The 25,482-nt window shown below is 72.3% G+C and carries 28 protein-coding genes; 16 read left to right on the top strand and 12 right to left on the bottom strand.

Annotation, left to right across the window (positions count from 1 at the left end; translation table 11 throughout):
* Window positions 1–143: 143 nt before the first annotated feature.
* From ACO03V_RS13070 to ACO03V_RS13055, 4 genes are read left to right on the top strand one after another with little or no spacing between them, the layout of a single operon-like run.
* Window positions 144–320, top strand: a complete 177-nt coding sequence (locus ACO03V_RS13070) for a hypothetical protein (RefSeq protein ID WP_423137866.1) — start codon at window positions 144–146, stop codon at window positions 318–320.
* Between the two features lie 21 nt (window positions 321–341).
* Window positions 342–2,360 carry an ABC1 kinase family protein gene (locus tag ACO03V_RS13065; protein WP_423137865.1) on the top strand — a complete coding sequence of 673 codons (2,019 nt, stop codon included), beginning with the start codon at window positions 342–344 and terminating at the stop codon, window positions 2,358–2,360.
* A gap of 52 nt (window positions 2,361–2,412) precedes the next feature.
* Window positions 2,413–3,165 (top strand): SGNH/GDSL hydrolase family protein, encoded by a 753-nt coding sequence (locus ACO03V_RS13060; protein WP_423137864.1) that lies wholly within the window; start codon window positions 2,413–2,415, stop codon window positions 3,163–3,165.
* 11 nt (window positions 3,166–3,176) lie between these two features.
* Window positions 3,177–3,641, top strand: a complete 465-nt coding sequence (locus tag ACO03V_RS13055) for a VanZ family protein (protein ID WP_423137863.1) — start codon at window positions 3,177–3,179, stop codon at window positions 3,639–3,641.
* Window positions 3,642–3,658: 17 nt separating this feature from the next.
* Here ACO03V_RS13055 and ACO03V_RS13050 read toward each other — a convergent pair whose 3' ends face one another.
* The 3 genes from ACO03V_RS13050 to ACO03V_RS13040 form a co-directional block, all read right to left on the bottom strand.
* Window positions 3,659–4,006 carry a DUF6907 domain-containing protein gene (locus tag ACO03V_RS13050; RefSeq protein WP_423137862.1) on the bottom strand — a complete coding sequence of 116 codons (348 nt, stop codon included), beginning with the start codon at window positions 4,004–4,006 and terminating at the stop codon, window positions 3,659–3,661.
* A 93-nt stretch (window positions 4,007–4,099) separates the two neighbouring features.
* Window positions 4,100–4,375 (bottom strand): helix-turn-helix domain-containing protein, encoded by a 276-nt coding sequence (locus ACO03V_RS13045; protein WP_367728827.1) that lies wholly within the window; start codon window positions 4,373–4,375, stop codon window positions 4,100–4,102.
* 84 nt (window positions 4,376–4,459) lie between these two features.
* The gene (locus ACO03V_RS13040) at window positions 4,460–4,660 is read right to left on the bottom strand and encodes a hypothetical protein (RefSeq protein ID WP_423137861.1); all 201 of its coding nucleotides are present in this window, start codon (window positions 4,658–4,660) and stop codon (window positions 4,460–4,462) included.
* A 132-nt stretch (window positions 4,661–4,792) separates the two neighbouring features.
* On the opposite strand from ACO03V_RS13040, the gene ACO03V_RS13035 reads away from it, so the two are divergent.
* Entirely contained in the window at window positions 4,793–5,557 is a 765-nt protein-coding gene (locus tag ACO03V_RS13035; protein ID WP_367728823.1) for an ABC transporter ATP-binding protein, read from the top strand.
* A complete protein-coding gene (locus tag ACO03V_RS13030) occupies window positions 5,554–7,017 on the top strand; it encodes an FtsX-like permease family protein (protein WP_423137860.1) in 1,464 nt (487 codons plus the stop codon). Before ACO03V_RS13035 ends, ACO03V_RS13030 begins: the two co-directional genes overlap by 4 nt.
* 47 nt (window positions 7,018–7,064) lie before the next feature.
* Here the strand turns inward: ACO03V_RS13030 and ACO03V_RS13025 are convergent, their stop codons facing one another.
* Window positions 7,065–7,751, bottom strand: coding sequence for a DUF998 domain-containing protein (locus tag ACO03V_RS13025; RefSeq protein ID WP_423137859.1), 687 nt, complete (start codon window positions 7,749–7,751; stop codon window positions 7,065–7,067).
* Between the two features lie 489 nt (window positions 7,752–8,240).
* Here ACO03V_RS13025 and ACO03V_RS13020 point away from each other — a divergent pair, with 489 nt between their 5' ends.
* Window positions 8,241–9,179: an aldo/keto reductase gene (locus ACO03V_RS13020; RefSeq protein ID WP_423137857.1), complete on the top strand. Its 939-nt coding sequence runs from the start codon at window positions 8,241–8,243 to the stop codon at window positions 9,177–9,179.
* Between the two features lie 115 nt (window positions 9,180–9,294).
* Here the strand turns inward: ACO03V_RS13020 and ACO03V_RS13015 are convergent, their stop codons facing one another.
* Window positions 9,295–9,891, bottom strand: coding sequence for a hypothetical protein (locus ACO03V_RS13015; RefSeq protein WP_367728815.1), 597 nt, complete (start codon window positions 9,889–9,891; stop codon window positions 9,295–9,297).
* Window positions 9,892–10,036: 145 nt separating this feature from the next.
* Between ACO03V_RS13015 and ACO03V_RS13010 the strand changes: the two genes are divergently transcribed.
* Window positions 10,037–10,237: a hypothetical protein gene (locus tag ACO03V_RS13010; protein ID WP_387055649.1), complete on the top strand. Its 201-nt coding sequence runs from the start codon at window positions 10,037–10,039 to the stop codon at window positions 10,235–10,237.
* A gap of 28 nt (window positions 10,238–10,265) precedes the next feature.
* On the opposite strand, the gene ACO03V_RS13005 is transcribed toward ACO03V_RS13010, so the two are convergent.
* From ACO03V_RS13005 to ACO03V_RS12995, 3 genes are all read right to left on the bottom strand, one after another.
* A complete protein-coding gene (locus ACO03V_RS13005; protein ID WP_423137855.1) occupies window positions 10,266–12,023 on the bottom strand; it encodes a glycoside hydrolase family 13 protein in 1,758 nt (585 codons plus the stop codon).
* 207 nt (window positions 12,024–12,230) lie between these two features.
* Window positions 12,231–12,548, bottom strand: coding sequence for a hypothetical protein (locus ACO03V_RS13000; protein WP_423137854.1), 318 nt, complete (start codon window positions 12,546–12,548; stop codon window positions 12,231–12,233).
* Window positions 12,549–12,553: 5 nt separating this feature from the next.
* Window positions 12,554–12,925, bottom strand: a complete 372-nt coding sequence (locus ACO03V_RS12995) for a hypothetical protein (protein WP_423137853.1) — start codon at window positions 12,923–12,925, stop codon at window positions 12,554–12,556.
* Window positions 12,926–13,018: 93 nt separating this feature from the next.
* On the opposite strand from ACO03V_RS12995, the gene ACO03V_RS12990 reads away from it, so the two are divergent.
* Window positions 13,019–13,561 carry a MarR family winged helix-turn-helix transcriptional regulator gene (locus tag ACO03V_RS12990; protein WP_423137852.1) on the top strand — a complete coding sequence of 181 codons (543 nt, stop codon included), beginning with the start codon at window positions 13,019–13,021 and terminating at the stop codon, window positions 13,559–13,561.
* Window positions 13,562–13,600: 39 nt separating this feature from the next.
* On the opposite strand, the gene ACO03V_RS12985 is transcribed toward ACO03V_RS12990, so the two are convergent.
* Complete coding sequence (locus tag ACO03V_RS12985) at window positions 13,601–14,308, bottom strand: esterase/lipase family protein (protein ID WP_423137851.1); 708 nt, start codon at window positions 14,306–14,308, stop codon at window positions 13,601–13,603.
* Window positions 14,309–14,389: 81 nt separating this feature from the next.
* Here ACO03V_RS12985 and ACO03V_RS12980 point away from each other — a divergent pair, with 81 nt between their 5' ends.
* Window positions 14,390–14,638: a hypothetical protein gene (locus ACO03V_RS12980; protein WP_367728805.1), complete on the top strand. Its 249-nt coding sequence runs from the start codon at window positions 14,390–14,392 to the stop codon at window positions 14,636–14,638.
* Window positions 14,635–16,092, top strand: coding sequence for a glycosyltransferase (locus tag ACO03V_RS12975; RefSeq protein WP_423137850.1), 1,458 nt, complete (start codon window positions 14,635–14,637; stop codon window positions 16,090–16,092). The genes ACO03V_RS12980 and ACO03V_RS12975 overlap by 4 nt, the downstream gene beginning before the upstream one ends.
* Before the next feature lie 503 nt (window positions 16,093–16,595).
* Here the strand turns inward: ACO03V_RS12975 and ACO03V_RS12970 are convergent.
* Entirely contained in the window at window positions 16,596–16,787 is a 192-nt protein-coding gene (locus ACO03V_RS12970) for a hypothetical protein (RefSeq protein ID WP_423137849.1), read from the bottom strand.
* Window positions 16,788–16,948: 161 nt separating this feature from the next.
* Between ACO03V_RS12970 and ACO03V_RS12965 the strand changes: the two genes are divergently transcribed.
* The gene (locus ACO03V_RS12965) at window positions 16,949–17,113 is read left to right on the top strand and encodes a hypothetical protein (RefSeq protein ID WP_367728799.1); all 165 of its coding nucleotides are present in this window, start codon (window positions 16,949–16,951) and stop codon (window positions 17,111–17,113) included.
* A gap of 121 nt (window positions 17,114–17,234) precedes the next feature.
* Here ACO03V_RS12965 and ACO03V_RS12960 read toward each other — a convergent pair whose 3' ends face one another.
* Window positions 17,235–19,814, bottom strand: coding sequence for an MMPL family transporter (locus tag ACO03V_RS12960; RefSeq protein WP_423137848.1), 2,580 nt, complete (start codon window positions 19,812–19,814; stop codon window positions 17,235–17,237).
* A gap of 116 nt (window positions 19,815–19,930) precedes the next feature.
* On the opposite strand from ACO03V_RS12960, the gene ACO03V_RS12955 reads away from it, so the two are divergent.
* The 4 genes from ACO03V_RS12955 (at window position 19,931) to ACO03V_RS12940 (ending at window position 24,305) form a co-directional block, all read left to right on the top strand.
* Window positions 19,931–20,491, top strand: a complete 561-nt coding sequence (locus tag ACO03V_RS12955; protein ID WP_423137847.1) for a TetR/AcrR family transcriptional regulator — start codon at window positions 19,931–19,933, stop codon at window positions 20,489–20,491.
* A 123-nt stretch (window positions 20,492–20,614) separates the two neighbouring features.
* Window positions 20,615–21,940 carry a UDP-glucose dehydrogenase family protein gene (locus ACO03V_RS12950; RefSeq protein WP_423137846.1) on the top strand — a complete coding sequence of 442 codons (1,326 nt, stop codon included), beginning with the start codon at window positions 20,615–20,617 and terminating at the stop codon, window positions 21,938–21,940.
* A gap of 203 nt (window positions 21,941–22,143) precedes the next feature.
* The gene (locus tag ACO03V_RS12945) at window positions 22,144–23,166 is read left to right on the top strand and encodes a TerC family protein (RefSeq protein ID WP_423137845.1); all 1,023 of its coding nucleotides are present in this window, start codon (window positions 22,144–22,146) and stop codon (window positions 23,164–23,166) included.
* A 173-nt stretch (window positions 23,167–23,339) separates the two neighbouring features.
* Complete coding sequence (locus ACO03V_RS12940) at window positions 23,340–24,305, top strand: LLM class F420-dependent oxidoreductase (RefSeq protein WP_423137844.1); 966 nt, start codon at window positions 23,340–23,342, stop codon at window positions 24,303–24,305.
* Window positions 24,306–24,323: 18 nt separating this feature from the next.
* On the opposite strand, the gene ACO03V_RS12935 is transcribed toward ACO03V_RS12940, so the two are convergent.
* On the bottom strand, window positions 24,324–25,373 hold the full coding sequence (locus ACO03V_RS12935; protein ID WP_423137983.1) for a helix-turn-helix domain-containing protein: 1,050 nt from the start codon (window positions 25,371–25,373) through the stop codon (window positions 24,324–24,326).
* Between the last annotated feature and the right edge of the window lie 109 nt (window positions 25,374–25,482).

The following is a 25,482-nucleotide window of genomic DNA, read 5'->3' as shown; positions in this document are numbered from 1 at the left end:
CACCACCACCGCGGAACGGGGGAGACGGCGCTCAGCGCCCTCCCCCGTTCTTCTTTCACCCGGCGGACACGGGTCACGCCCCAGCGGACACGGGACGCCGCTCTCCCAGCGGCCGTGTCGGTGGGGCATGTGAACATGTTGCTATGACGCGACGGACGATCGACCCGCCTCCCTTCCCGCTCTCCTCCGAGGACGTGGACGACACCACGCAGGGCTTCGCCCCCACCTGTCCCGGCTGCCTCCTCACCCTCGAGCCGCACGTCGTCGGAGACCGCGCCGTCTGGCGCTGCCCCGGCTGCGGACTCCTCGTCGTCGCGTGAGGCGCGGGTTACGCTGACCCCGTGCTCGCCCAAGCCCTGATCGCCCTCGCCGCCGTCGTCTCGGCGGTCCTCGTGGGCTTCGTGGCCCGACGCGTCCTCGGGACCCCGGTCGGCTGGCCGCGCAGCATCGTGATCGGTCTGCTCGTCTTCGCCCTCGGCATCCCCTTCGCGGAATGGGTCCTGCGGCAGACCGCGCTGAGCGGGCCCGACGGCACCACCGTCGACACCATCACCCCCGATCAGGTCTGGATCGCCCTCGGGATCATCGCCCTGGCGATCGCCTGGATGTTCGCCCTCGGGGTCGCCGCGCTGGTGGCCAGCGAGGCCATCTTCCCCACCCGACCGCTGCCGAACCCCGTCGACCTCGTCCGCGCGGCGCTGCGGCAGCGCAAGCGCACCCGGCGCTACCTGCAGATCCTCACCATCGCCTCCCGCCACGGCGTCGGCTGGATCTTCCACGGCGGGCACAGCCGGGTCGAACGCGACCTCAGCACGTCCGACGAGCGCGCCCGGGCGATCGTCGCGACCATCAACGACGCCGGCGTCAGCTTCGTCAAGCTCGGCCAGGTGCTCGCCACCCGACGCGACCTCATCCCCGAGCCGTACCTGAGCGCCCTGGCATCCCTGCAGACGAACGCCACCACGCTGTCGTGGGACGTCGTCCGCGAGGTCGTCGAACGCGACCTCGGGCGACCGCTCGACGAGGTGTTCGCGCACGTCGACCCGACGCCGCTGGCCGCCGCCTCCGTCGCGCAAGTCCACCGTGCGACGCTGCGCGACGGCACGCCCGTCGTCGTCAAGGTGCAGCGGCCCGCCGCCCGCGCGCAGGTCGAGGCGGACGCCGACATCATCGGCCGCCTCGCCCACCGCGCCGAGGCGCGCACCCGCGTCGGCCGCGACCTCCGCATCGAGTCCGTCGCGCGAGGCTTCACGACGACGCTCCTCGAGGAGCTCGACTACCGCATCGAGGCGCGCAACATGGAGATGATCCGCGCCACGCTCACCCGGATCGAGCGGACGCCGGGCCACCGCCCCGGGCTCATCTCCATCCCTTGCTCGTTCCCCGAGGCCTCCGCGCCCCGGGTCCTCACGATGGAGCTCGTCGACGGGCGCCCGCTCACCGAGTCCGCCGACCGTCTCGCCGCCCTGCGTCCCGAGGAGCGCGAGACCCTCGCCCGGACGCTCATGGCGACGGTGATCGAGCAGATCCTCGTCTACGGCGTCTTCCACGCCGACCTCCACCCGGGCAACGTCCTGCTGCGCGAGGACGGCACCCTCGGCATGATCGACTTCGGCGCGGTCGGCGTCATCGAGCGCAGCCGTCGCCAGCACCTGACCGCCCTGCTGCTGGCGTCGCTCAGCGAGAACGACGTCGCCGCGACCGACGCGCTGCTGCTAATCGTCGACGCTCCCGCCGACGTCGACCTCGAGGCGTTCCGGCGCGACATCGGTCTCGTGCTCACCACCGAGCACCTGGCGTCCGCGGCGACCGGGTCGATCTTCACCCGCATGGTCGACGTCATCCGTCAGCACCGCATCGCCCTGCCCGGCGAGCTCGCGTCGGCGTTCCGCAGCTTCGCGACCCTCGAGGGATGCCTCCGCGTCATCGTCGCGGACTACGACATGGTCGGCGAGGCGCTCCCCCTCATGCCCGCCCTCATGCGGCGCACCGTCTCGCTGCGCCGCGTCGCGACCGACATGCAGGCCGACTCCGCCATCGCCCTCGCGCGACTGCAGCGGCTCCCCCGCCGCCTGGACGCCCTGCTGACGGGGATCGAGCGAGGCTCGATCGGCATCACCCTGCGCTCCGAGGACGGCACCGACGCGGGCGGCGTCCTCACCCGGATCAGCGGCGAGGTGGCATCCACCCTCGTCTCCATCGCCGCGGTGGTGCTCGCGGTCGTGCTCATCATCTCCGGCGGCGGGCCGGTGCTCGGGGGCTCGGTCACCCTCTTCGCCGTGCTCGGCGCGGTGATCGGGCTGTTCGGATTCCTCGGTCTGCTGCGCGTCGTCCGCCGCTCCTTCGCGCGGCGCGACTGACGCACACGTCGTCCCGTCCGGACGCACAGCCGGAGACCCGTACTCTGAGACCATGGCGCGGGGAACGGCGGGGCGGGACTGGCAGAACGACGCCGGCGCGCGTCTGGTCGCGATCATCGCCGTGGCGGTGCTCGGCGTCGTCGCTGTCGGCACGGCCGCTCTCGCGCTCGGCCGCGACACCGGGGTCAACGAGGGCGCTACAGCCGCGCCCGTCCCCACCTACGGCGCCGGTCCGACGCCCACGCCGACCGCCGCGACCCCGTCCGTCGTCGTCATCGGCGACGACTTCACCAGCGGCACCGCGCAGAACACCGGACCGGAATGGCCGGCCCTGCTCGGACTCGACGCGGACGTCACCGCCCAGGGCGTCGCCGAGTCCGGCTACCTCGTCGGCGGCGCCGGCGCGACCTTCGCGGACCGCGCGGCGGCCCTGCCCGCCACCACGAACGTCATCGTCTTCCTCGGCGGCGGCGACGACCCCGTCGCCGGTCTGCAGGCGGGCGTGGAGTCGGCGATCGCCGCGGCCCGGACCGCCGCCCCCGAGAGCCGCCTCATCGTCGTCGGTCCCCCGTGGACCGGCTCGCCCGACGCCGTCGCCGCCAGCATGATCGCCCGGCGGGACGCCGTCGCCGCGGCCGCGAGCGCGGCGGGCGTCGTCTTCATCGACCCCATCGCCGACGGGTGGTTCGCCGACCGTGACGGACTCGTCGGGGCGGACGGCATCCATCCGACCGACGCCGGGCACGCGCGCATCGCCGAGCGCCTGCGGCCCGTCCTGCAGGAAGCCACGGCCCCGGCCGCCTGATCCGGGATGCCATGAGCCTGACGCCGCGGACACGTCGACGCCTCATCTGGGCGGTGCTGGCCGTCTACGGGGTCGGGCTCGCGTTCGCGGTGCTCTGGCCCGAGCACATCGACAAGGACGCCGGCGCCGCCTACTCCTGGCTGCAGCGCCTCGTGCCGGTCGCGACCTACCCGCGCGTCGAGTTCGCCCTCAACATCGTCCTCTTCGTTCCGCTCGGCGCCCTGCTGGCCGCGCTGCTGCGGCGCCGCCGGCTCGCCGTCGTCGGACTCGGCTGGGCCGTGTCGCTCACGATCGAGATCATCCAGGGCACCCTGCTGCCGGGCCGGACGTCGAGCGCGCTCGATGTCGCCGCGAACACCCTCGGTGCGGCTCTCGGCGTTCTGGGTGTGGTCGCGGCGGAGCGCCTCGCCCGGCGCCGGGACGGCGCCCCGCGCGTCGCGGTGCCGGCCCACGGCGCCCCGACCTCTCGCGGCTGACGGCGGGCCCGCGCGCGTCAGCCCTGCGGGCCGTCCAGCAGGGAACGCACGTCATCGTCCTCGTTCAGCAGACGGCGCAGCTCGCGCGCTCCCTCGGCGGACAGGGCGATCGACACGTCTCCGCCGTCGTCGAGGACGAGCCAGGCCCCGTCGTCATCCGGGCGGCGCAGCACCCCCACCTCGACCGTCGTGCCGCGACCCGGGCCGCGGCCGTCCGCGCGCCGCACCCGCGCCTCGAACGCGACGCCCGCGCTGCGGTGCGTCTCGTCGTCAGGGTGCAGGGTGCGACCGTGCGCCGTGACGCACCACGGGTGCGCGCAGGGAGCGACGGCGGGAGAGGAGGAGGGGGGATTCTGACGAGACATGCCGCGACCTTTCATGCAGCTTCGCCCGGGGGAGGGCGGACTGATCGTTGGTGGGCACGGGAGAATCTAAACGCGAACCTCCGACACTCGCCGTCAGCGGCCGGCCGTCACCCCCGACGGGGGCTCGGGAATGAGCTCGGTGAGCGGGACGCCCAGCACGCCCGACAGGGCGACGAGGGTCCGCAGACGCGGGTTGGCCGGCGTACCGGGGTTCGACTCGCCCTTCTCGAGCTTGCGGTAGGTGAACGTCGAGATGCCCGCGTCGTGCGCGACCTGCTCCTGCGAGAGTCGCTTCTCGCCGCGAGCACGCAGCAGGGCCAGGCCCAGCTCTCTCGCGAAGTCGTCCCAAGGGTCGGGGGCAGTCGTCATGGGTCCAGCCTGACCCGGCCCAGATGCGCACATGAACATGTATACCTGCGTATTCAGGTGCGACCCGGGTCGCGGCCGGGCATCTCACCCGTTCTTTCGCCCGCGATTCCGCAGCCGCCGACGCCGGCCCACGACGAGCCGCACGACCACGAGCACCGCGATGACGGCGGCCACCACCGGCAGCGTCACCGGCACCCCCGCCCCGCGCAGCACCGACACCAGCACGACCACGGCGACCACGGGGGCCACCCAGACGGCGATCTGCCAGAGGCGTCGAGGAGTCACGGAGCCCACGCTAGTCCCGCCGACCGTCCCTCGCCCTGCTTCACCCGGTCCACCGGGAGGATGACGCGGGGCCAGCGATGTCGTCCGCGGAGCCGACGCGGGCCGGGCACCCCCGTTCCTACCGTGGGAGCCATGACCACTCCGATGACCGACGGCGACTACGCCGCCCGCGCAGAACAGCTGACCAAGACCTACGGCGACGGCGAGAACGCCGTCCACGCCCTCGACGGGGTGAGCCTCGCGGTGCGCCGCGGCGAGTTCGTCGCCATCATGGGCCCGTCCGGGTCGGGCAAGTCCACCCTGATGCACATGATGGCGGGTCTCGACGCCCCCACGAGCGGGCGCGTCTGGCTCGGCTCGCAGCAGATCACCGGCCTCTCCGACCACGAGCTCACCGTCCTCCGGCGACGTCGCGTCGGCTTCGTCTTCCAGTCGTTCAACCTCGTGCCGACTCTGACCGCCCGCGAGAACATCCTGCTCCCGTTCGATCTCGACGGGCGCCGCCCGTCCTCCAGCGAGCAGGCCCGCATCGACCACCTCGTGCACGCCCTGGGCCTGGTCGAGCGCGTGCACCACCGCCCCGACCAGCTCAGCGGCGGCCAGCAGCAGCGCGTGGCCATCGCCCGCGCCCTCGCGACGGCGCCCGACCTCGTCTTCGCGGACGAGCCGACGGGCAACCTCGACTCCCGCTCGAGCCGCGAGGTGCTGACCCTGCTGCGCACCGCGTCGCGGGAGTTCGGCCAGTCGATCGCCATGGTCACGCACGACCCGGTGGCCGCCTCCCGCGCCGACCGCGTCGTGTTCGTGGGCGACGGGCGCATCGTCGCCGACAAGCCCGCACAGACGGCCGAGCAGATCTCGGCGTTCATGCTCCGCGCCGAGGGGGTGACGGCATGACCGTCGCGGTCCGCACGCTCGGCTCCGTCGCACCGAGCCGGCCCACCGTCGCGCGGCCGCAGAGCTGGATCCGGGAGCGCGGGATGGGGGCCACCATCCTCGTCGCGGCGATCTCGGCCGCGTTCGGCGTCATGCTGCTCTCGGCGATCGAGTACGTCTCCGCGGTGATCCGGGCGATTCCGGAAGCGGAGGACAGCAACACCGTCCGCACCACCCTGACGATCGTGGGCGTCGTGTTCATCGCCATCGCGATGTACGTCGGCGGGATGGTGACCGCGAACACGTTCAGCACGGTGGTGGCCGGGCGCGTGCGGCGCATCGCTCTCCTGCGCCTGCTCGGGTCCTCCGCGCGCCGGGAGCGCACGACCATCGCGCGCCAAGGGCTGATCCTCGGGGCCATCGGCGCCGTCCTCGGCCTGCTCGGGGGACTCCTGGTGTCCGTCCTCGCCTTCCGTCTCGCGTCGGCCGCATGGAACGTCGACCCCGCCTGGAACGTGCTGCGCCCCGACCTGGTCGCCCCCGTGCTCGCCGTCATCGCCGTCACCTGGCTGGCCGCGTGGACCGGCTCCCGCCGTGTCATCGCCGTCACCCCGCTGCAGGCGCTTTCGCAGGCGGCCGAGCCCTCGCGCGACGCCGTGCGCTCCCGTCGGGGACGCCACGTCGCCGCCCTCTCGCTGTTCCTCGTGGGTCTCGGCATCCTGGGCCTCGGTCTGCTGCTCGGTCTGGTCTCCCCGTTCGGCCTGCTCATCGCCGTTCCGGGCGGCGCGCTCTCGTTCGGCGGCGTCGCGCTCGGATCGACGCTGTTCGTCCCGCCCGCCCTGCGGGCGGTGGGCCGCCTGTTCGGGCGGAGCGCCGTCGCGCGCATGGCCGCGGCGAACGCGGTGCGCTACTCGGAGCGGTCCTCGCGCATGGTCGTCGGGGTCGTGATGGGCGTCGGTCTGGTGACCCTGTTCGCCGTCGGCGGCCAGAGCTCGGTGCAGTTCCTGCAGCGCGTGAGCCCGGACGACCTGCCGGACGTGGTGGTGCAGGCCATCGACATCTTCACCGCCGTGACCATGGGACTGGTGGCCGTCTCGGCCGTCATCGCCGCCGTCGGCGTCGTCAACCTGCTCACCCTCGGTGTGCTGCAGCGCCGCCGCGAGTTCGGCCTGCTGCGGGCGCTCGGACTGTCGCAGGGTCAGGTGCGCGGCATGGTGCTGCTGGAGTCCGTGCACGTCGTCGTCACCGCCGTGGGCCTCGGTTTGCTCCTCGGGACCTTCTACGGCTGGGCCGGCGCGCAGGCGCTGTGGGGATGGGTACCGCTGCAGGCGCAGCTCGGGGGTCCCGCGTTCATCGTCCCCGCCATCCCGCCGGTCACCGTGGCCATCGTGATCGCGGCCACCGCGGTGCTCACCGTCGTGGCATCCGTCGTCCCGACCCGGCTGGCGACCCGGATCTCGCCCGTCCGCGCCCTCGCCTGACCGTCCGCCGAGCGCCGCCTCCCTGGGGGAGGGCGGCGTTCCGCGCGTCAGGCGGGGAGGGATGCCTCGTCGGCGGCGACCTGCAGACCGAAGACGCCGAACCAGGCGATGGCGAGCGTCGCGGCCGTGAACTCGAGGTTGCCGCCCAGGACCGTGTCACCGCCGAACAATGCGAGCATCGCGCCGGTGAACGAGGTGACCCCCACGAGGACCAGCGTGACGATGCTCCCCCACCGCATCCACGGACGGCCCCGCAGCGCTGCGACCTGCGCCATCGCGACGATCGCCAGCACGAAGCCCAGGACCGCGGCGGCGATGTGGACGGTGTCCTGCCAGAGCGCGCCCTCGGTGAACGGCACGGGGCATCCGGGCGAGCAGGTGACGACAGATGCCAGGCCGAAGCTCAGTCCGCACACGAGCAGCGTCAGCGCGATGGGCCAGCCGACCACGTAGCGGCCGCGGCCGACGGCGAGCGCCCGGTCCACGAGCACGGCGGCGGCGGCGAGGAGGAGCAGGGCCGGGTTGAAGATCGGCGCGGTCGCCATGCTGGGCGCGCCCAGCTGACTGACGTAGTGGACACTCGGCTCGAGCAGACGGCTCACCCAGATGAGCACCGCGCTGGTGAAGGCGGCGAGCGCCCCGATGCGGGCGAGCCGCACGGCACGGCCCGGGCGGGCGGGCCGCGGGCGGTCGGACGGCGACACCGACGAGCGTCGATCGAGCGTCTCGGTCATGCCTCTCCCCGTGGTCGGCGCCACGGCGCACGTCGAGCCAGACTACCGGCGCGCCCGCCCATCGCCCCGTGTCCCGCACGCGGCGGGGCCCTCCCCTTTCTGCGCTGACTCGCCCCTTTGCGCTGACTTGGCGCAGATGTACGCCCGCGGGGCCCCCGCGCGTACATCTGCGCCAAGTCACGGCCCCTGCGACAGCGAGCAGCGGGAGGCGGTCCGGGGCGGCGTCGGAAGGGGCGGGCGAAGACGCGGGTGATATTTCGAGCATTCTCGGGGAAACTCGCGCCGAGCATGTCATCGTCTCCGTGCACGGTCGTTGAGTGGTTCTCCCCCAGGTTCCCCACTCGATCCGAATCGACCGGCGCCCCCACAGATGCGCGGTCCCGCGGGCTAACGGCACCCTGCCCCGGGACCGCGCATCGCCTCGCGGCCGCTGCGGCCGCGCCCGACGGGATCGGCCGTCAGCCGCCCCGCCGCCGCTAGCGTTGAGGCATGCGAACCGTCCCCCTCGGCCCCTCGGGCCCCGCCGTCCCCAACGTCGTCGCCGGCATGATGCGCATCGACGGAAAGACCGACGACGACGTCCGATCCCTGTACTCCGCCGCGCGCACCGCGGGCATCGACTTCTTCGACCACGCCGACATCTACGCCGCCGAGCTCCACTCCGCCGAGCGGCGCTTCGCCGAGGCGCTGCAGCTGTCGCCGAGCGAGCGCGGCGAGATCCGGCTCCAGACGAAGGCCGGCATCGTCCGCGAGGGGCCGTACTTCGACTTCTCGTACGAGCACCTCGTCTCGTCCGTGGAGGAGTCGCTGCGCGCGCTGCAGACCGACTACGTCGACGTGCTGCTGCTGCACCGTCCGGACGCCCTCGTCGAGCCCGAGGAGGTCGCGCGCGCGTTCGACGAGCTCGAGCAGTCCGGCAAGGTGCGGGCGTTCGGCGTCTCCAACCACACCGCCCGTCAGATCCAGCTGCTGAAGACCGCCGTCCGCCAGCCGATCGTCGCCAACCAGCTGCAGCTCTCCATCGCCCACGCACCGCTCGTCGCGCAGGGCCTGGCCGCGAACATGGAGAGCGCCCCGCAGTCGGCCGTCCTCGACGGCGGCGGACTGCTGGACTTCTGCCGCATCGAGGGCATCACCGTCCAGGCGTGGTCGCCCCTGCAGGGCACGCGCGGCGGCGGTGGCGTGTTCCTCGGCCACGCCGCGTACGCCGAGCTCAACGGCGTGATCGACGAGCTCGCGGCGCGGTACGACGTCGCGCCCATCGCCATCGCGGTGGCCTGGATCACGCGGCATCCCGCCGGCATCCAGGTCGTGCTCGGCACGACCACGCCCGAGAGGGTCACCGAGGCCGCGGCGGGGTCCGACATCCCCCTGACGCGCGCCGAGTGGTACGCCCTCACGCGCGCCGCCGGATACGTCGTCCCCTGAGACGCGGACCCCCGCGGGCGCCGGAGCCGTCCCGCGCCGGGCCCGAGGGCGCCGGACGCAACAGGCGCCGGACGCGAGAGCACCAGTCCCGCGGACGCCGGACCGCGCGAGGGCGTCAGTCGCCGCGCGGCTTGCGGCGGCCGCGCCGCAGCACGAAGATCCCGCCGATGACGACGACGGCCGCCGCCAGCACGGCGAAGAGCACGAGGAAGCCGCGGCCGCCGTCGACCTCCGCGGCCGGCTCGGCCACCTGCGAGTCGTTGGCCGCAGTGTCCGTCTGCGACGCGGAAGGCGAGGGCGACGTGTCCGTCGTCCCGGGCGCGGGCTCCGCGGTGGGGCCGGCGACGCTCACGGTCGAGCTGGCCAGGACCGTCTCGCCCGTGCCGACGGTGACGGTGACGATGCCCGCCTGCGTCGCGGTGAACTCGATCATGGCGGCGCCGTCGGCTGCGGCGACCTCCGCCACCGTGGCATCCGCTCCCACCGTCTCGCCCACGAAGGACGCGCCCCCGGAGGCGTCCATCCCGAACGTGGCGGTCTCCAGATCGCCCAGGCCCGTGGCCGACACGAGAGCGGTCTCACCGATCGCGATGGACTGCGGCTCGATCGTCACCTCCGGCGTGGCCGTGGCCTGAGCCGGTCCGGCCCCGCCGAACAGCAGGGCGGTGAGGGCGATGGAGGCGGTGACGGCGGCAGCGAGTCTGGTGCGCACGGGGTTCCCTTCGTCGTTTCGGGCCACGCTAATCAGGCGACGCAGACCCGGGATGCCACTGGACGCGGCCGACGTCGCAAGCTATGAGGCGCCGCACGGTCCCCCGTAGGGTGGAGCCGAGACCCGCCCCTTCCCGGAGACGCCCATGACCGAGCGGAACGCACCACGGCCCCTGGCCGTCCTGCTGTGCGCCCTCGCCGCCGCGATCTTCGCCTTCCCGATCCTGGCGCTCCCCGCCGACACCGCGACGGCGGTGCGCGGCGGCTTCATCCTCGCGGGCTCGATGGTCTTCGCCCTCGGCGTGGTGCGCATGCGCGTCGAGACGCGACGTCCTCCCGAGGAGTAGAAGCCGCCCCGCGGGCGGCCGGCCGGCCTCAGCCCTCCGCGCGACGGTGCCAGACCGCCGCCGCCCACGGCGCCAGCGGTGCCGCGACGGCCTCGCTCACCCGCGCGGGCAAGTCGACGTTCGACAGCACCGCGACCGCGGCATCCCAGTCCTCCGCCCCGGCCAGCACCACCGGTCGCGGATCGCTCGACAGGTTCGCGAGGACGAGGAGCTCCTCCCCCTCGAACGCACGGATGAATGCGAACACGGCGGGGTCGCCGACGTCCAGCCGCGCGAACGTCCCCTCGGCGACGACGTCGAGGTCGTGACGGAGCGCGATCAGCGCGCGGTAGTGCTCGAGCACCGATCCCGGGACGCCGCGCTGCGCGGCCACCGAGATGCGCGCCGCATTCGGGTTGACGGCGAGCCACGGCTCCCCCGTCGTGAACCCGGCGGTGGGGGTCGACTCCCACTGCACGGGCGTCCGCGCATTGTCGCGGCTCATGGATGCCAGGCCGAGGAGCACATCGGCGGGCGCGGACCCGCGGGCCATCGCCTCCGCGTAGTGGTTGAGGGACTCGACGTCGCGGAACGCGTCGATGTCGGCGAACGGGGCGTTCGTCATCCCAATCTCCTCGCCCTGGTAGACGTAGGGCGTTCCGCGCTGCAGGTGCAGGATCGTGGCCAGCGCCGTCGCGGACTCGCGCCAGTAGCGCTCGTCGTCGCCGAACCGGGAGACCGGGCGAGCCTGGTCGTGGTTCGCCAAGTAGAGGCTGTTCCACCCCACGTCGGCGAGCGCGTCCTGCCACTGGGTGAACGACGCCGCCAGCGCGCCGGGCTCCGGACGCTGCGGCGCGAACTTGCCCTCGGGACCGTGGTCGAGCCCGACGTGGTCGAACTGGAACACCATGTCGACCTCGGCGCGGGCAGGGTCGGTCAGCAGCCGTGCCTCCTGGACGGTGACCCCGGGCGTCTCACCGACGGTCAGGAGTCCCGACCGACCGGCGAAGACCTCACGGTGCATCTCCTGCAGGAACTCGTGCAGCCGCGGGCCGTTCATGTAGAGCGGCGAGCCGTCGGCCCACCCGCCCTCGGGCCGCTCCGGCGCGTCGGAGAGCGGGAGCCGCTTGGAGATGAGGTTGATGACGTCCATGCGGAAGCCGTCGATGCCGCGGTCCAGCCACCACCGCATCATGTCGTAGACGGCGTGCCGCACCTCCGGGTTCTCCCAGTTGAGGTCGGGCTGCTTGCGGTCGAAGAGATGCAGATAGTACTCGCCGCTGGCCTCGTCCCACTGCCAGACCGGCCCCGAGAAGAACGACTCCCAGTTGGTCGGCTCGGCCCCGGGCGTCCCAGGCTCGTGACCGGAACGGGCCGGCGACCACCAGTACCAGTCGCGGCGCGGGCTGTCGCGTCCCGACCGGGACTCGGCGAACCAGGCGTGCTCGTCCGAGGTGTGATTGACGACGAGGTCCATGACGATCCGGATGCCGCGCGCGTGCGCCGCGTCCACGAGGGCGTCGAGGTCGTCGAGTGTCCCGAACAACGGGTCGATGTCGCGGTAGTCGCTGATGTCGTACCCGTTGTCGGCGTGCGGTGACCGGTAGATCGGCGACAGCCACACCACGTCGACCCCGAGGTACGCGAGGTGGTCGAGGCGGGACAACACGCCCCGCAGGTCGCCGACCCCGTCGCCGTCCGAGTCCTGGAAGCTGCGCGGGTATACCTGGTACACGACGGCGCGCTTCCACCAGTCGGGGCGCTGCGCCCAGGCGGACTCGCGGTCGGAGACGGCATCCATCGACATGCCCGCGACACTACCGAAACGTCGCGGGGGCCGGGCGACTCGGTCCGGCTCAGGCGGCGGGAAGCGCCGCCTCGATCTGCTCGGCCGTGATGATCGTGAGGGGCTCGGTGGGGAGGTCCCAGGACGCGGTGGGGTTCATTGCTCTCTCGACTCGAAGATGGGGGCCGGCCGGCATCGGTGGGCGAGGCGCGACGCCGGCGGAGGAGGTCAGATGAGGGGTGACAGCACGCCGGCGGTCATCAGCGTGACGCCGAGGGCGGCGGTGACGGATGCCGTGGCGAAGAAGGGGAGGCGACGACGGAGGATCCGCCGCCGCTGCGGACGGCGGACAGGGCCGAGAGCGTTCTTGGCGTCGTCGAGTCGGGGATATCCGCCGACGAAGCGGGAGTGCTGGTCGAACACCGAGAAGGTGTCGGCGGAACGTCGATCGACGAACCCGTGGAACTCGCCCCCGCGGGTGGCGACGTAGAAGTCGTCGTCGACGCGCGACCAGACCACGGTCGCATCCGACAGGGGCGCAGTCATGGTCGTCAGGCGGCGCGAGCGAGCGAACGTGCCGGCGCGGCGGAACGGGGCGCGGCGGGGGCGCGCTCGGCGGGGACCTCGTCCAGGGCGATGTCGAGGCTCAGGCCGCGCGAGGAGTTCGCGTCGTTGGCCATGCGCTTGAGCAGGTTCTGGTCGAGCGTCTCGGGCTGCTCCGAGTCGAACACGAAGCGGAGGGGGATGGACGGCTGCAGCCAGATGGTCGTGCGACCGGTGGGCTCGCCCGCCCCGTGCGTCCAGGAGACGGTGAAGCTCTCGCCGCGACGGAGCTTGGTCGCGACGACGACCTTGACGTGGGCCAGCATGCGGTCGTCCACCGTGATCGGTTCGACCGAGGTCCCGTAGAAGAGCTTCGCCATGATGCGACCTTTCGGCTCGTGTTGTTGGTTGCTTGCTAGAGAACTTACTAGGTAGACTAGCGAATAGGCAAGCGAGATATAAGCGAGTTTTCAATGAGCGGTGACCAGACACCTCCCTCCTACTGGTACGGCGACAGCGCCGACGACGCACGGGGGACGCGGGTCATGGAGGCGATGCGGCTGTACCGCGCCGCCGAGATGGCGATGCGCCGTCGCACCCAGGACTCGATGTCGATGGGCGAGAACGAGCTGCTCGTCCTCCGTTACCTCACGCGCGCGTCGCGGCGCGGCGACGACGTGACGCCCGTCGACCTCGCCCGCTACCTCGGCGTCTCGACGGCGTCGACGACCGCCCTCCTCGACCGGCTGGAACGCTCGGGCCACGTCGTGCGCGACCGGCATCCCACCGACCGGCGCAAGGTCCTCGTCACGGCGACGGCCCACACCGAGGAGGAGATGCACGACACCCTCGGCACGATGCACGGCCGCATGATGGGCGCGACCCGCGGGATGAGCGAGGCCGAGGCGGATGCCGTGACGGCGTTCCTCCAGCGGATGCGCTGCGCCGTCGACGCAGTGTGCGACGACGAGACCCCGCGGTGCTGCGGCGTGCTCAAGACCGAACCGGCGGCCTGACCCCGCAGACGACGGGCCGCCCCGACCGACCTTGGACGCCTACTCCGCGACGCGGATCACCTCGGCGATGACCCGCGGGTCGGCGAGCACGCGGAAGTGGCCGCCCGCCGCGAGCCGGACGTTCCGCGCCCCCGCCAGCTCGCTGCCCTCGGGGATGTGCGGGTCGAACGGCCCGAAGACCGAGACGATGCGCTCGTTGACCGCCGCCGCGTCGGCGAGCGCACGCATCGTCGCATCCCCCGACCGGAACGCCCGGAGCGAGGGCGTCGGCATGAGCCGGCTGTACCGCGACCCGCCGAAGGGCGTCGCCACGGCGACCATCGCGCGCACGCGCTCCCCCGCCGGGTCGAACGCCATGACGTGCTTGCCGATCAGCCCGCCCTTGCTGTGCGCGACGAGCACGACGTCGTCGAGCCCGCGCTCCCGCAGGAGGTCGGCGACCTGCCCGGCGGCCTCGGCGACGGGGCGGCGGTTGCCGCCGAGCGCCGTCACGACGTGGACGGGATGACTGCGGTCGTGCAGGGCGCGCGCCAGCGGCTCGAGGAACCGCCACGTCTCGTAGATGCCGGGCAGCAGCACGATCGGCGTCCCGTCGCCCGTCGCCATGCGGTCCGGGTCGTCCCGGCCGACGACGGCGCGCACCTGACCGGCGACGGCGTAGGCGTAGTCGCGCACCCACCACACGAGGTCCTCGGCGAGCGCGCGGAGCCCCGCCCTCGGCGCGGACCCGGGGGCCGTGGCATCCATCGACATCACCCCAGTCCGGCACACGCCCCCGCGACGCGCAACCCCGGAATCCGCGTCGGACGCGACCTCTAGAGTCTGGGCATGGAAACCTCGGACATCCGCTGGAACGAGCCCGCACGCCAGAAGATCCTCGACGACGCCGACCGCGTCCTCCGCGAGGCCGTCATCGACATCGCCCGCGAGAACCCCGGCATCTCGTCGGACGACGCCTTCGCCGAGATCAACTCGCGCATGAAGGGTCGCTTCATCGACTACGAGCCCGGCCCGGACATCCGAACGTACGCCGACGCCATCGCCGCCGGAGAGATCCCCACCGACGCCTCCGCATGATCCGCGCTGCGCGTCTGCCCACCGGACGCCAGCTCGTCCTGACGTGGAGCATCCCCGCCGACTACGGCGGACTGACGGCGGCCCTGCTGCAGCGATCGCGCCTGTTCGATCGCCGCGGCGGCGCCGCCGTCGACGTGCTCACGTGCGACGACCGAGAGGACCACGCGCGCGTCGCGGCGGAGCTCGCGCGGCGCGACGCCCTCTCCGAGCGGGTGCGCGTGGTCAACCTGTGGGACTGGCTGCGCACCGACACCCTGCGGGGTCGTGCCGTGTCCCCGGCCGACGGCTTCGCCCCCCTGGCGTCGGGTGACGAGGGCGTCGTCGAGGACCGGTCCGGCGGACACGTCGTCCGTCGGGTGCGGAGGGATGCCGCCGGCGCGGTGCAGCAGATCGACCACCTGCGCCCCGACGGGTCCCTCGCCGCCTCCGACCGCCGCGACGTCCCGCGTGCGGACGGGCGCGTCCGTCGCCGGGTCGTCACGTGCGACACCGACGGTGCGCCGCTCGCGGCCTTCTCCGGCGTCCGCGCCGTCTACACGGCGTGGCTGGACCGGGTCACGGGCGGGGAGCCCTCGTTCCTCCTCGTGGACAGCAAGACCATGGCGCGCTTCGCCACGACTTACCGCCGCCGCCACGTGGTGGTGCTCCACATCGTCCACGGCTCGCACCTCACCGACGAGGGGGATGCCGTTCGGCCCTCGCGCGCCGAGGTGTTCGGCAAGCTCGCCGCGTTCGACGCGGTCGTGTTCTGCACCGACCGTCAGGCGCAGGACGCGCGCCGGATGGCGGGCCGGCTCCCGCTGTTGCTGACGGTCCCGCACCCGGTGCGGGTGCGAGAGGTGGACACGACCGCTCCGCGGGAGGGCGTCGCCGTCGTCGCCCGGCTCGAGCCGATCAAGCGGGTCGAGGACGGCCTCGCCGCGGTGCGCCGCGCACGCACGGAGGAGCCCGGTCTCACCCTCGACGTGTACGGCGACGGACCGGCCGGCGACACCCTGCGGGCCATCGCGGGAGAGGACGGCGGCATCCGGTTCCACGGTTTCGATCCGAACGCCGGCGCGGCGTTGCGCGAGCGGTCGGTGCTGCTGCTGACGAGCAAGAGCGAGGCGTTCTCGCTGGTGATCGCCGAGGCCATGGCGGCGGGGTGCCTGCCGATCGCCTACGACGTGCCGTACGGGCCGCGGGAGCTGATCCTCGACGGTCGCACCGGGTGGCTCGTGCCGTCCGGCGACGTCGCGGCGCTCACCGACGCCGTCGTCCGCGCCGTCCGACTCACGCCCGAGGAGACCGCACGGATGCGCCGCGCCGCCGTGGAACGCGCCCGCCTCTACGACGAGGACGCCGTCCTCGCGCGCTGGGCGGGTGCTCTGGAGCGCGCCTCCCGGCGGCAACGGCTGCGGCGCACCGCATGGCGAGTCCGAGAGATTCTTCGGCGCCGACTCGGAGTTCGCTGAGTTCCGCCCGACGTGCGGCGACCGCGCGTAACGTCTGTGACACCCGGCCCCGGCATTGCCGGTGCGGAACGCGGCGGTCCCCCCTGGCCGACGCGACCCCGACGCCCCTCGTCCGTCGAGCACGTTCCCCCAGACAGCTCCGGACGAGGGTCGTCGCGGGGTCACCGTCGCGGCAGTCTCTGCCCTCTGCGCGAACTCCCCGCGGGCGCGGGTCCTTCGTCGAGGCGCTGACTTGCCGCAAATGCACGCGTGACGGGCCTCCGCGCGTACATCTGCGACAACTCAACGCGCAGAACCGCGTGATTCGTCACAGCGCTGACTTGCCGCAAATGCACGCCGGAAGGGCCCTCGCGCGTACATCTGCGACAACTCAACGCGCAGAACCGCGTGATTCGTCACAGCGCTGACTTGCCGCGAATGCACGCCGGAAGGGCCCTCGCGCTTACATCTGCGACAACTCAACGCGGGGACCCACCGCGCAGGGTCAGCCCGCGAGGCGCGGGTCAGCGGTCCTCGCCGTACGCCTTGATGCTGCGCAGGTCGTCCTGGATGTCCTCGGAGGCGAGATCGTCGTCGTCGGCGACCGCGGCATCGGCCTGGCGCTGCTGAGCGGCGCCTTCCTTCTTCTCCTCGGCACCGGCGTCGGTGGCGCCGTCCATGACGGGGGCGTCCTGGGTCTCTTCGCGATCGGTCATGTCGTCCTCCTCGGGATCGGGCTTTCCGGCATCCTGCCCGCCCGCCCCGACCGGGCGCCGGGGCTTGCGCGCGGCGCATCGGAGTGTTCGCCGACTGTCAAGCCGCTGCCGCAGCCGACGCCGACGCCTAGCGTCGAAACCTCACTGATCGAGGAGGACTGATGAGCGACCCCACCCCCGCGGACGAGCCCACCGAGGCCGAGGACATCGAGGCCACCGAGAAGCCGGGAGGCCTCGGCGACGACGGGACCATTCCCGACGACCCGAACGGCGTGGCCGCCGGTCACACCGGCGACGACTCCCACTTCGAGCCCGAAGAGGACTGAGCCCTCCGCGACTCGACGACAGAGGCATCCCTCCCCCGCCTCACCGACCGGGGAGGGATGCCTCTCGTCTTGGGCTCAGGCCGCGGGGCTCAGGCCGCGGGGCTCAGGCCCGCCGGGGGGCTCAGGCCGCGTGGCCCGGGTGACGCCGCTCGAGGGCCGCCCCCTCGACATCGACGTTCGGCACGATCCGGTCGAGCCACTTCGGCAACCACCAGGCGGAGCCGCCCAGGACATGCATGACCGCGGGGATCAGCAGCATACGCACGACGAAGGCATCGAACAGGACGCCGAGGGCCAGGCCGAGGCCCATGGACTTGATGATCACGGAGTCGGAGGCGATGAAGCCCGAGAACACCGCGATCATGATGATCGCCGCGGCGGTCACGACGGTGCGCCCCGCCCGGAAGCCCTGCGCGACCGCCAGGCGCGGAGCGGACCCGTGCGCCCACGCCTCGCGCATGCCGGTGGTGAGGAATAGCTGGTAGTCCATGGCGAGCCCGAACAGGATGCCGACGAGGATGACCGGCAGGAAGCTCAGGATCGGTCCGGGGTTGTGCACGCCGAGCAGGCCCCCGAGCCAACCCCACTGGAACACCGCGGTCACGGCGCCGTAGGTGGCGAACAACGAGAGGACGAACCCGGCGGTGGCGATGACCGGCACCAGGATCGAGCGGAACACCATCACCATGATCAGGAACGACAGTCCGACCACCACCGCGAGGTAGAGCGGCAGCACGTCCGCCAGCCCCTCGGAGATGTCGATGTTGATCGCCGCGGCCCCGGCCACGCCCAGCTCGATGTTCCCGTCGACCGGCGGCAACGTCCGCAGGTCGCGGACGAGCTGCTCCGTCGACTCGGCGTTCGGTCCCTCCGCGGGGACGACCTGGAACGCCCCGAGCGTGCGATCGTCCGAGACGGCGACCGGAGCCACGGCGACGACGTCGTCCAGGCCGAAGATCTCGCGAGCGACGTCGCGCTGCGCACTCACGACATCCTCGTCGGCCAGACCGTCGGGGAAGGCGGCGGTGACCAGCAGCGGCGAGTTGGCTCCCTCGCCGAACGCGTCCTGCGTCCAGGTGAACGCCTGGTAGGCGGTCGAGTCCTCGGCCTCGGAGCCGCCGTCCGGCAGGCCGAGGCGCATCGAGAGGGCGGGGATGGCGACCACGAGCAGCGCGGCCACGGCGACGACCATCGTCACGACCGCTCGCACGGACGACATCGGTCGGACCGCGGAGTCGCCCCGGCGGGGGTGGTCCGCCGTTCCCGCTTCGCGGCGAGGGTGCTCGCTCGCATCGACTGCGGCGGAGGCGACGGTGGTGCGTTCCGTGAGGCGCGCGCGGGCGCGGCGCCCGAGGATGCGCATCTTGACCAGCCCGAGCAGCGCCGGAACGAGCGAGACCGCGATGAGGACCGCGACCGCCACGCTGACGGCGCCGGCGGTGCCCATCAGGCCGAGGAAGGGAATGCCGGTGATGTTGAGGGCGAGCAGGGCGACGATGACCGTCGTCCCGGCGAAGACCACGGCGTTGCCCGCGGTGCCGTTGGCCAGACCGATCGAATCGACGACATCGGAGCCCTGCAGGAGCTGCCGGCGGTGTCGGTAGATGATGAACAGCGCGTAGTCGATGCCGACGGCCAGGCCCAACATCACGCCGAGGAACGGGGTGACGGATGCCATCTGCACGACACCGGAGAACGACAGTGTCGCCATCGCTCCGATCGCCACGCCGATGATGGCGGTGACGATGGGGAACGACGCCGCGAGCAGCGAGCCGAGGACGACGATCAGCACGATCGCGGCGATCGCGACACCGATGGCCTCGCCGATGCCGAAGATCTCGGGGATGCCCTGCGCGATCTCGGTGTTGAAGGCGACGTTCACACCATCCACCGGGTCGGCGGTGAAGTGCTCGACCACGGCTTCTTTCGAGGTGTCGGGGAGCTCGAGCCGCGGCACGGTGAAGGAGATGTTGACGACCGCGGTCGAGCCGTCGGCCGAGACCAGTCGGATCCCGTCGGCGTACGACAGCAGCTCGGCGCCCTGCTCGAGCTGCTCCTCGTTCGCGGCGATCTGGGCGAGGCCGTCGGTCAGCTGCGTCTGCTGCTGCTCGAGCGCGGCCCTCTGCTGATCGAGCTGCTGCTGCTGGGCGTCGAGCGCCGCGAGCTGCGCCGCCTTCTGCTCCTCGGGCAGCGGCGCCGCCTCCAGCTGCGCGCGACCGGCGTCGAGCTGCTGCTGCCCGGCCTCCAGCTGCGCGCGACCGTCGTCGAGCTGCGCCTGTCCCGACTCGGCCTGCGCGCGGCCGGCCTCGAGCTGGGAGCGACCGTCGTCGACCTGCGCCCGCTGATCCTCCAGCTGCTGCTGCGCGTCAAAGGGGTCGGTGACGCTGGCGACGTCGGGCAGGTCGCCGGCGGAGGCGACCAAGGCGGAGATCTCCGCCTTCTGCTCGTCCGTGAGCGCCGAGCCGTCGTCGGTGCGGAACACCGCCGTGCCGGCGGCGCCGCTGAAGTCGGGCAGCTCGTCCTGGAGCTCGGCGATGACGTCGCCCGATGCCGTGCCGGGGATGTCGAAGCTGGTGCTCAGACCCTTGAACCCGATGAGGAAGCCGCCGACCGCGACGCCGAGGATCACCACCCACGCGACGATGACCGTCCACGCGCGGCGCGCGGCGAACGTTCCGAGGCGATGCAGCAGTTCGGCCACAGGGGCTCCTCTCGTGCGGTGCACGCGAAGGAGCACCGTCGGCTCCGACCAGTCTTGCTAAGATAACACGCACCGTCTCGTCTTGACTCGGTGACGATGCTCTGAAAGAGGTGCGCATGGCCCTCCCCCGCAGCGGCCCCGTGCGCAGCGAAGCCGCCCGCATCGCGATCCTCGACGCGGCCGTCACCCTCTTCGCCGAGCGTGGCTACGACCACCTCACGATGGAGGGCATCGCTCGACGCGCGGGCGTGGGCAAGCAGACCATCTACCGCTGGTGGCCGAGCAAGGGCGACGTCATCGCCGAGGCCATCCTCGAGGGCAAGCTGCTCGGCGGCCGCCGCGACCTTCCGCGCACGGGCGACCCGCGGTCGGACCTCACGGCGTGGCTGACCGACCTGTTCACCCTGCGCGGGAGCGCCGACGGCGAGGGCCTGCTGCACTCGATCATCGCCGCCGCCGCCGGCAACGCCGAGACGGGTCGCCGCCTCCGCGCCGAGATCCTCGCCGCGCCGCTGATCGACCGGCTGTCCGAGGCGTTGGGCGGGGCCACCGGCTCGCGGCTCGACGCCGCCGCCGACGCGCTCCTGGGCGGAGTGATCCTGCGCGCGCTCAGCCGCGAGCACTTCGACGGCGCCGACATGCGGGCCCTCGTCGATGCCGTGATCGGCACACCCTGAGGCATCCCTCCCCGAGTCGCCCTCCGGCGGCGTTTACGCGGCCGACACGAGACCTTGGTATGAATGGGGCTGTCCGGCTCGTCCAGTGGGGGTGAGAGGCCCCGGACGCGCGCGAGGAGTGCCATGCGTCTTTCGGTGATCGGTTGCGGGTATCTGGGAGCGGTGCACGCGGCGGCGATGGCCTCCATCGGCCACGAGGTCGTCGGCATCGATGTCGACGAGCGGAAGGTCGCGGCCCTGTCCAAGGGCGAGGCGCCGTTCTTCGAGCCCGGCCTGCAGGAGATCCTCACCGAGGGGATCGCCTCGGGACGGCTGTCGTTCACCACCGACATGTCCGCCGCGGCCGGCGCCAAGGTCCACTTCGTCGGGGTGGGCACGCCGCAGCAGGCCGGCGGGTACGCCGCCGACCTCACCTACGTCGACGCCGCCATCGACGGGCTCGTGCCCCACCTCGCCCCCGGCGACATCGTCGCGGGCAAGTCGACGGTGCCGGTGGGCACCGCCGAGCGTCTGGCCCCGCGCGTCTCAGCCGCGGGCGCGACGCTGGTGTGGAACCCCGAGTTCCTCCGCGAGGGCTGGGCCGTGCAGGACACCGTCGACCCCGACCGTCTCGTGGCCGGTGTCCCCTCCGAGGACGGCGCCCCCACCGCCGACGGCGCCACCGCCGCCGACGTCCTTCGCGAGGTCTACCACCCCTCCATCGGCAAGGGCACCCCGTTCATCGTGACCGACTACGCCACCGCCGAGCTCGTGAAGGTCTCCGCAAACGCGTTCCTGGCCACGAAGATCAGCTTCATCAACGCCATGGCCGAGATCGCCGAGGTCACCGGCGCCGACGTCACCACCCTCGCCGACGCCATCGGACACGACGCGCGCATCGGCCGCCGCTTCCTCGGGGCCGGCATCGGCTTCGGCGGCGGCTGCCTGCCCAAGGACATCCGCGCCTTCTCCGCCCGCGCCGAGGAGCTCGGCCGCGGCGAGTCCGTCGCGTTCCTGCGCGAGATCGACGCGATCAACCTCCGCCGCCGCGACCGCGCCGTCGACCTCGTCTCCACCGCCCTCGGCGGGGCGCTGTTCAAGAAGAACATCACCGTCCTCGGTGCCGCGTTCAAGCCCCACAGCGACGACATCCGCGACTCCCCCGCCCTCGACGTCGCCGTCCGCCTCCACGGCCTGGGCGCCTGGGTCACCATCACCGACCCCGCCGCGATCGAGAACGCCCGCCGCATCCACCCCCAGCTCAACTACGTCGAGGACCGCGACGAGGCCCTCCGCGAGGCCGACGCCGTCATTGTCGTGACCGAATGGGACGAATACCGCCGCCAGCTCACCCCCGAGCACGCCGCGAGCCTCACCCGCGGACGGATCGTCATCGACGGCCGCAACTGCCTCGACGCCGCCGCCTGGCGTGCCGCCGGGTGGACCTACCACGGAATGGGCCGCCCCTGAACGCACGGGAGAATGGATGCCGCGCGCTCGCGGCCCGAGAGGGCGGCGCGGTCGCGTAGAATTCACGCAGCAAGGGGAGTACTCCCACGCGACGATCCCGTCAATACGGTCCACGCCATCGAGGACCCGGGGCGTCGGTCCGCAGCAGCGGGTGGAGGAGACCTTGGTGTCCCGGCACACACCTATTTCCCTTGGAGGCCGCGTTGGGCGTCACACCCCTCGTCTGGATCATCACGATCGCGATCACCATCGCGTTCTTCGTGTTCGAGTTCTTCGCTCATGTGCGCAAGCCGCACGAGCCCACCATCGGCGAGTCCGCTCGCTGGTCGGCGTTCTACATCGGCCTCGCGCTGCTGTTCGGCGTCGGCGTCGGCGTCTTCTCCGGCTGGACCTACGGCGGTGAGTACTTCGCCGGGTACCTGACCGAGAAGGCCCTGTCGATCGACAACCTGTTCGTGTTCCTGATCATCATGACCGGGTTCGCGGTGCCGAAGAAGTACCAGCAGAAGGTGCTGATGATCGGCATCGTCATCGCGCTCATCATGCGCGGTGCGTTCATCGCCGTCGGCGCCGCCCTCATCGCGAACTTCTCGTGGATCTTCTACATCTTCGGCGCGCTGCTGCTCTTCCTCGCCTATCGTCAGGCGTTCTCGCACGGCGACAGCGACCCGGCCAACGGCAAGTTCATGCAGTTCGTGCGCCGCATCCTCCCCGTCAGCGAGGAGTACAACGAGGACAAGCTGACGGTGCGCAAGAACGGCAAGCGCTTCGTCACCCCGATGCTGCTCGTCATCGTGGCGATCGGCTTCATCGACCTCGTCTTCGCCGTCGACTCGATCCCCGCCATCTACGGCCTGACGAACGAGGCGTACATCGTCTTCACGGCGAACGCGTTCGCGCTCATGGGTCTGCGTCAGCTGTACTTCCTCATCGGCGGTCTGCTGGAGCGCCTGGTCTACCTCGCGCAGGGCCTGGCCGTCATCCTGGCGTTCATCGGTGTGAAGCTCATCTTCCACGCCCTCCACGTCAACGAGCTCCCCTTCATCAACGGCGGTGAGCCGCTGCTGTGGGTGCCGGAGATCCCGATCTGGTTCTCGTTGCTGTTCATCGCGGCGACCGTCGCCGTCGCGACCTTCCTCAGCCTGCGGAAGACCCGCAACGACCGCGAGAAGAAGGACCGCGAGACCTTCGACGGCGAGAAGGTCATCCACGCTCCCGAGGACTGACCCTCCGCAACGACGGGCCCGCGGTGTACGCACCGCGGGCCCGTCGTCGTCTGCGGGCGGGTCCCTCACGACCGGCGCCGCGGGGCGGCCTCCCGCGCCGGTCGTGCTGCCGTATCCCCCGGCCGCGCGCAACCCCGCAAGACGCATGGAGCACGCCCTCTACCGTGGCGGTCATGACGCGATTCGGATACACCCTCATGACCGAGCAGAGCGGCCCGCGCGCGCTCGTCGACTACGCCGTGGGCGCCGAGAAGGCGGGCTACGACTTCCTCGTCTCGAGCGACCACTACAGCCCCTGGCTGACCAGCCAGGGCCACGCCCCCTACGCCTGGACCGTGCTGGGCGCGGTCGCGAACGCGACGACCGACGTCGAGCTGATGACCTACGTCACCTGCCCCACCGTCCGCTATCACCCCGCCGTCGTCGCGCAGAAGGCGGCGACGCTGCAGCTGCTCTCCGACGGACGCTTCACCCTCGGTCTCGGATCGGGCGAGAACCTCAACGAGCACGTCGTCGGCGAGGGCTGGCCGGCCGTGCACGCCCGCCAGGACATGCTCGTCGAGGCCATCGAGATCATCCGTGCACTCCACACGGGAGACCTCGTCACCTACGACGGCGAGTACTTCCGCGTCGACTCCGCCCGCGTGTGGGACACCCCCGACGGCGGCGTGCCGATCGGGGTGGCCGTCTCGGGCGAGCACTCGATCGCTCGCTTCGCGCCGCTCGGCGACCACCTCATCACCACCGAGCCCGATGCCGAGCTCATCCAGGGCTGGGACGAGCACCACGAGGGCGAGTCGCGCAAGATCGGCCAGATCCCCATCAGCTGGGACCCCGACAAGGAGACGGCCATCGCCCGCGCCCACGACCAGTTCCGCTGGTTCGCGGGCGGATGGTCGGTGAACGCGGACCTGCCGACGCCCGCCGGCTTCGCCGGTGCGTCGCAGTTCGTGCGCCCCGAGGACGTCGCCGAGTCCATCGCCTGCGGACCGGACCTGGACGAGCTCGCCGAGAGCGTCCGCCCGTTCATCGACGCCGGCTTCACCGACATCGCAATCGTCCAGGTCGGCGACGCCGAGCAGCAGCGCTTCGTCGACGAGATCGCCGCCCCGCTCCTGGAGAAGCTCCGCGCGCTCTGACAGCGCCCCCGCGAGGGGTCACGGCCGGTCGGCGCGTGGCCCCTCCGCGGCGGAGCGGGCGTCGGCCACCCACTGTTCCAGACGCCACACCGGCACGCGGAACATGCGGGCGATGGGCGGGACCGGATGACCCGCCTCCACGACCGCGGCGACCGCGAACTCCTGCAGAGACGGGAACGTGCGACCGGCGAGCTTGCCTTTGCGCAGGTCGGCGAAGGTCCGCGGCGCGGGTTCGACCACGGCGGCCTCCGCAGCGTCCGGAGAGACGAAGACGTACGCGGACGTCTCCTGCATCCCGCGCGCCGCCGACAGATGGTGGACGCGCGGCACGACGGTCTGCGCCGACGCCGCGGCCGTCACCACGTAGCGGTTGAAGGACGTATCAGGCGCCGGGCCCGCCGCATCCGTCGCGGCGCGGACCGGGTAGTCCTGCGGCAGCGGGTCCTCGGCCCGGGCGTGCTCGGCCGCCGACGGCGCCGGCGGGATGCCACTGCCCCACGTCTGCTCCGTGGGAGCCGCCGGGGCCGCGGGTCGGGCCTCCGCAGCGGCCGGCGCGGGCACGACTGCGTCCGGGAGCGCCGCTGCCGCCGCGGCGGGCGCGACGGGTTCCGGGGTCGCCGCCGGCGCGGGCGCGACCGGCCTGGGCGGCACGGGCGGGACGGATGCTGCCGGCGCCGACGCGACGACCGGGGCCGACGCCTCCGCGGCGGCGAGCCAGGGGGCCGGCGGCAGCTCCCCGCCCCACACCACCTCGCTCGGGACGACGTGAACGCTCCGCATGGCGGGATCGTCGACCCCCTCCTCCGGAGCGACGCCCGCGTCGCCGAAGAGGGCGCCCACGCCCACGCCCAGCGCGTCGGCGAGCGCGACGAGCGAGGCCAGCGACGCGCTGACACGGCCGGACTCCACCGCCCTCACGGTCGACTCCGACAGGCCCGCCTCCGCCGCCAGGCCGGCAGTGGTCATCCCCCGCTGCAGACGGTGGGCGTGCACGCCGACCGCGAGGTCGCGGATGACCTCGTCGAGACGTGCATCGGATTGCGCGACCCCCGTCGCGCCCGTTCTCATGTGCACTCGGACTCCCCGCGGTCCACGCTTCTCTCCCCCGACGACGGCCCTCGGGTCGGCCGCGTCGATGCTCATGCTAGAGCTTCCGTCCCCCGTTCGGGGGACAGAA

Source organism: Microbacterium sp. HMH0099, from assembly GCF_049384025.1.
Taxonomy (GTDB): Bacteria; Actinomycetota; Actinomycetes; order Actinomycetales; family Microbacteriaceae; genus Microbacterium.
This window is presented reverse-complemented; position numbering and strand designations above follow the sequence as displayed.

Coding starts and splice junctions, on each gene's coding strand:
- ACO03V_RS13010 (WP_387055649.1), top strand. CDS start 10,037: ATGACCGAGCGGAACGCACCACGGCCCCTGGCCGTCCTGCTGTGCGCC.
- ACO03V_RS12980 (WP_367728805.1), top strand. CDS start 14,390: ATGGAAACCTCGGACATCCGCTGGAACGAGCCCGCACGCCAGAAGATC.
- ACO03V_RS12985 (WP_423137851.1), bottom strand. CDS start 14,308: ATGGATGCCACGGCCCCCGGGTCCGCGCCGAGGGCGGGGCTCCGCGCG.
- ACO03V_RS12975 (WP_423137850.1), top strand. CDS start 14,635: ATGATCCGCGCTGCGCGTCTGCCCACCGGACGCCAGCTCGTCCTGACG.
- ACO03V_RS13035 (WP_367728823.1), top strand. CDS start 4,793: ATGACCACTCCGATGACCGACGGCGACTACGCCGCCCGCGCAGAACAG.
- ACO03V_RS12970 (WP_423137849.1), bottom strand. CDS start 16,787: ATGACCGATCGCGAAGAGACCCAGGACGCCCCCGTCATGGACGGCGCC.
- ACO03V_RS12935 (WP_423137983.1), bottom strand. CDS start 25,373: ATGAGAACGGGCGCGACGGGGGTCGCGCAATCCGATGCACGTCTCGAC.
- ACO03V_RS13020 (WP_423137857.1), top strand. CDS start 8,241: ATGCGAACCGTCCCCCTCGGCCCCTCGGGCCCCGCCGTCCCCAACGTC.
- ACO03V_RS13070 (WP_423137866.1), top strand. CDS start 144: ATGACGCGACGGACGATCGACCCGCCTCCCTTCCCGCTCTCCTCCGAG.
- ACO03V_RS13025 (WP_423137859.1), bottom strand. CDS start 7,751: ATGACCGAGACGCTCGATCGACGCTCGTCGGTGTCGCCGTCCGACCGC.
- ACO03V_RS12955 (WP_423137847.1), top strand. CDS start 19,931: ATGGCCCTCCCCCGCAGCGGCCCCGTGCGCAGCGAAGCCGCCCGCATC.
- ACO03V_RS12990 (WP_423137852.1), top strand. CDS start 13,019: ATGAGCGGTGACCAGACACCTCCCTCCTACTGGTACGGCGACAGCGCC.
- ACO03V_RS13060 (WP_423137864.1), top strand. CDS start 2,413: ATGGCGCGGGGAACGGCGGGGCGGGACTGGCAGAACGACGCCGGCGCG.
- ACO03V_RS13000 (WP_423137854.1), bottom strand. CDS start 12,548: ATGACTGCGCCCCTGTCGGATGCGACCGTGGTCTGGTCGCGCGTCGAC.
- ACO03V_RS13055 (WP_423137863.1), top strand. CDS start 3,177: ATGAGCCTGACGCCGCGGACACGTCGACGCCTCATCTGGGCGGTGCTG.
- ACO03V_RS12940 (WP_423137844.1), top strand. CDS start 23,340: ATGACGCGATTCGGATACACCCTCATGACCGAGCAGAGCGGCCCGCGC.
- ACO03V_RS12965 (WP_367728799.1), top strand. CDS start 16,949: ATGAGCGACCCCACCCCCGCGGACGAGCCCACCGAGGCCGAGGACATC.
- ACO03V_RS13030 (WP_423137860.1), top strand. CDS start 5,554: ATGACCGTCGCGGTCCGCACGCTCGGCTCCGTCGCACCGAGCCGGCCC.
- ACO03V_RS13045 (WP_367728827.1), bottom strand. CDS start 4,375: ATGACGACTGCCCCCGACCCTTGGGACGACTTCGCGAGAGAGCTGGGC.
- ACO03V_RS12950 (WP_423137846.1), top strand. CDS start 20,615: ATGCGTCTTTCGGTGATCGGTTGCGGGTATCTGGGAGCGGTGCACGCG.
- ACO03V_RS13005 (WP_423137855.1), bottom strand. CDS start 12,023: ATGTCGATGGATGCCGTCTCCGACCGCGAGTCCGCCTGGGCGCAGCGC.
- ACO03V_RS13050 (WP_423137862.1), bottom strand. CDS start 4,006: ATGTCTCGTCAGAATCCCCCCTCCTCCTCTCCCGCCGTCGCTCCCTGC.
- ACO03V_RS12995 (WP_423137853.1), bottom strand. CDS start 12,925: ATGGCGAAGCTCTTCTACGGGACCTCGGTCGAACCGATCACGGTGGAC.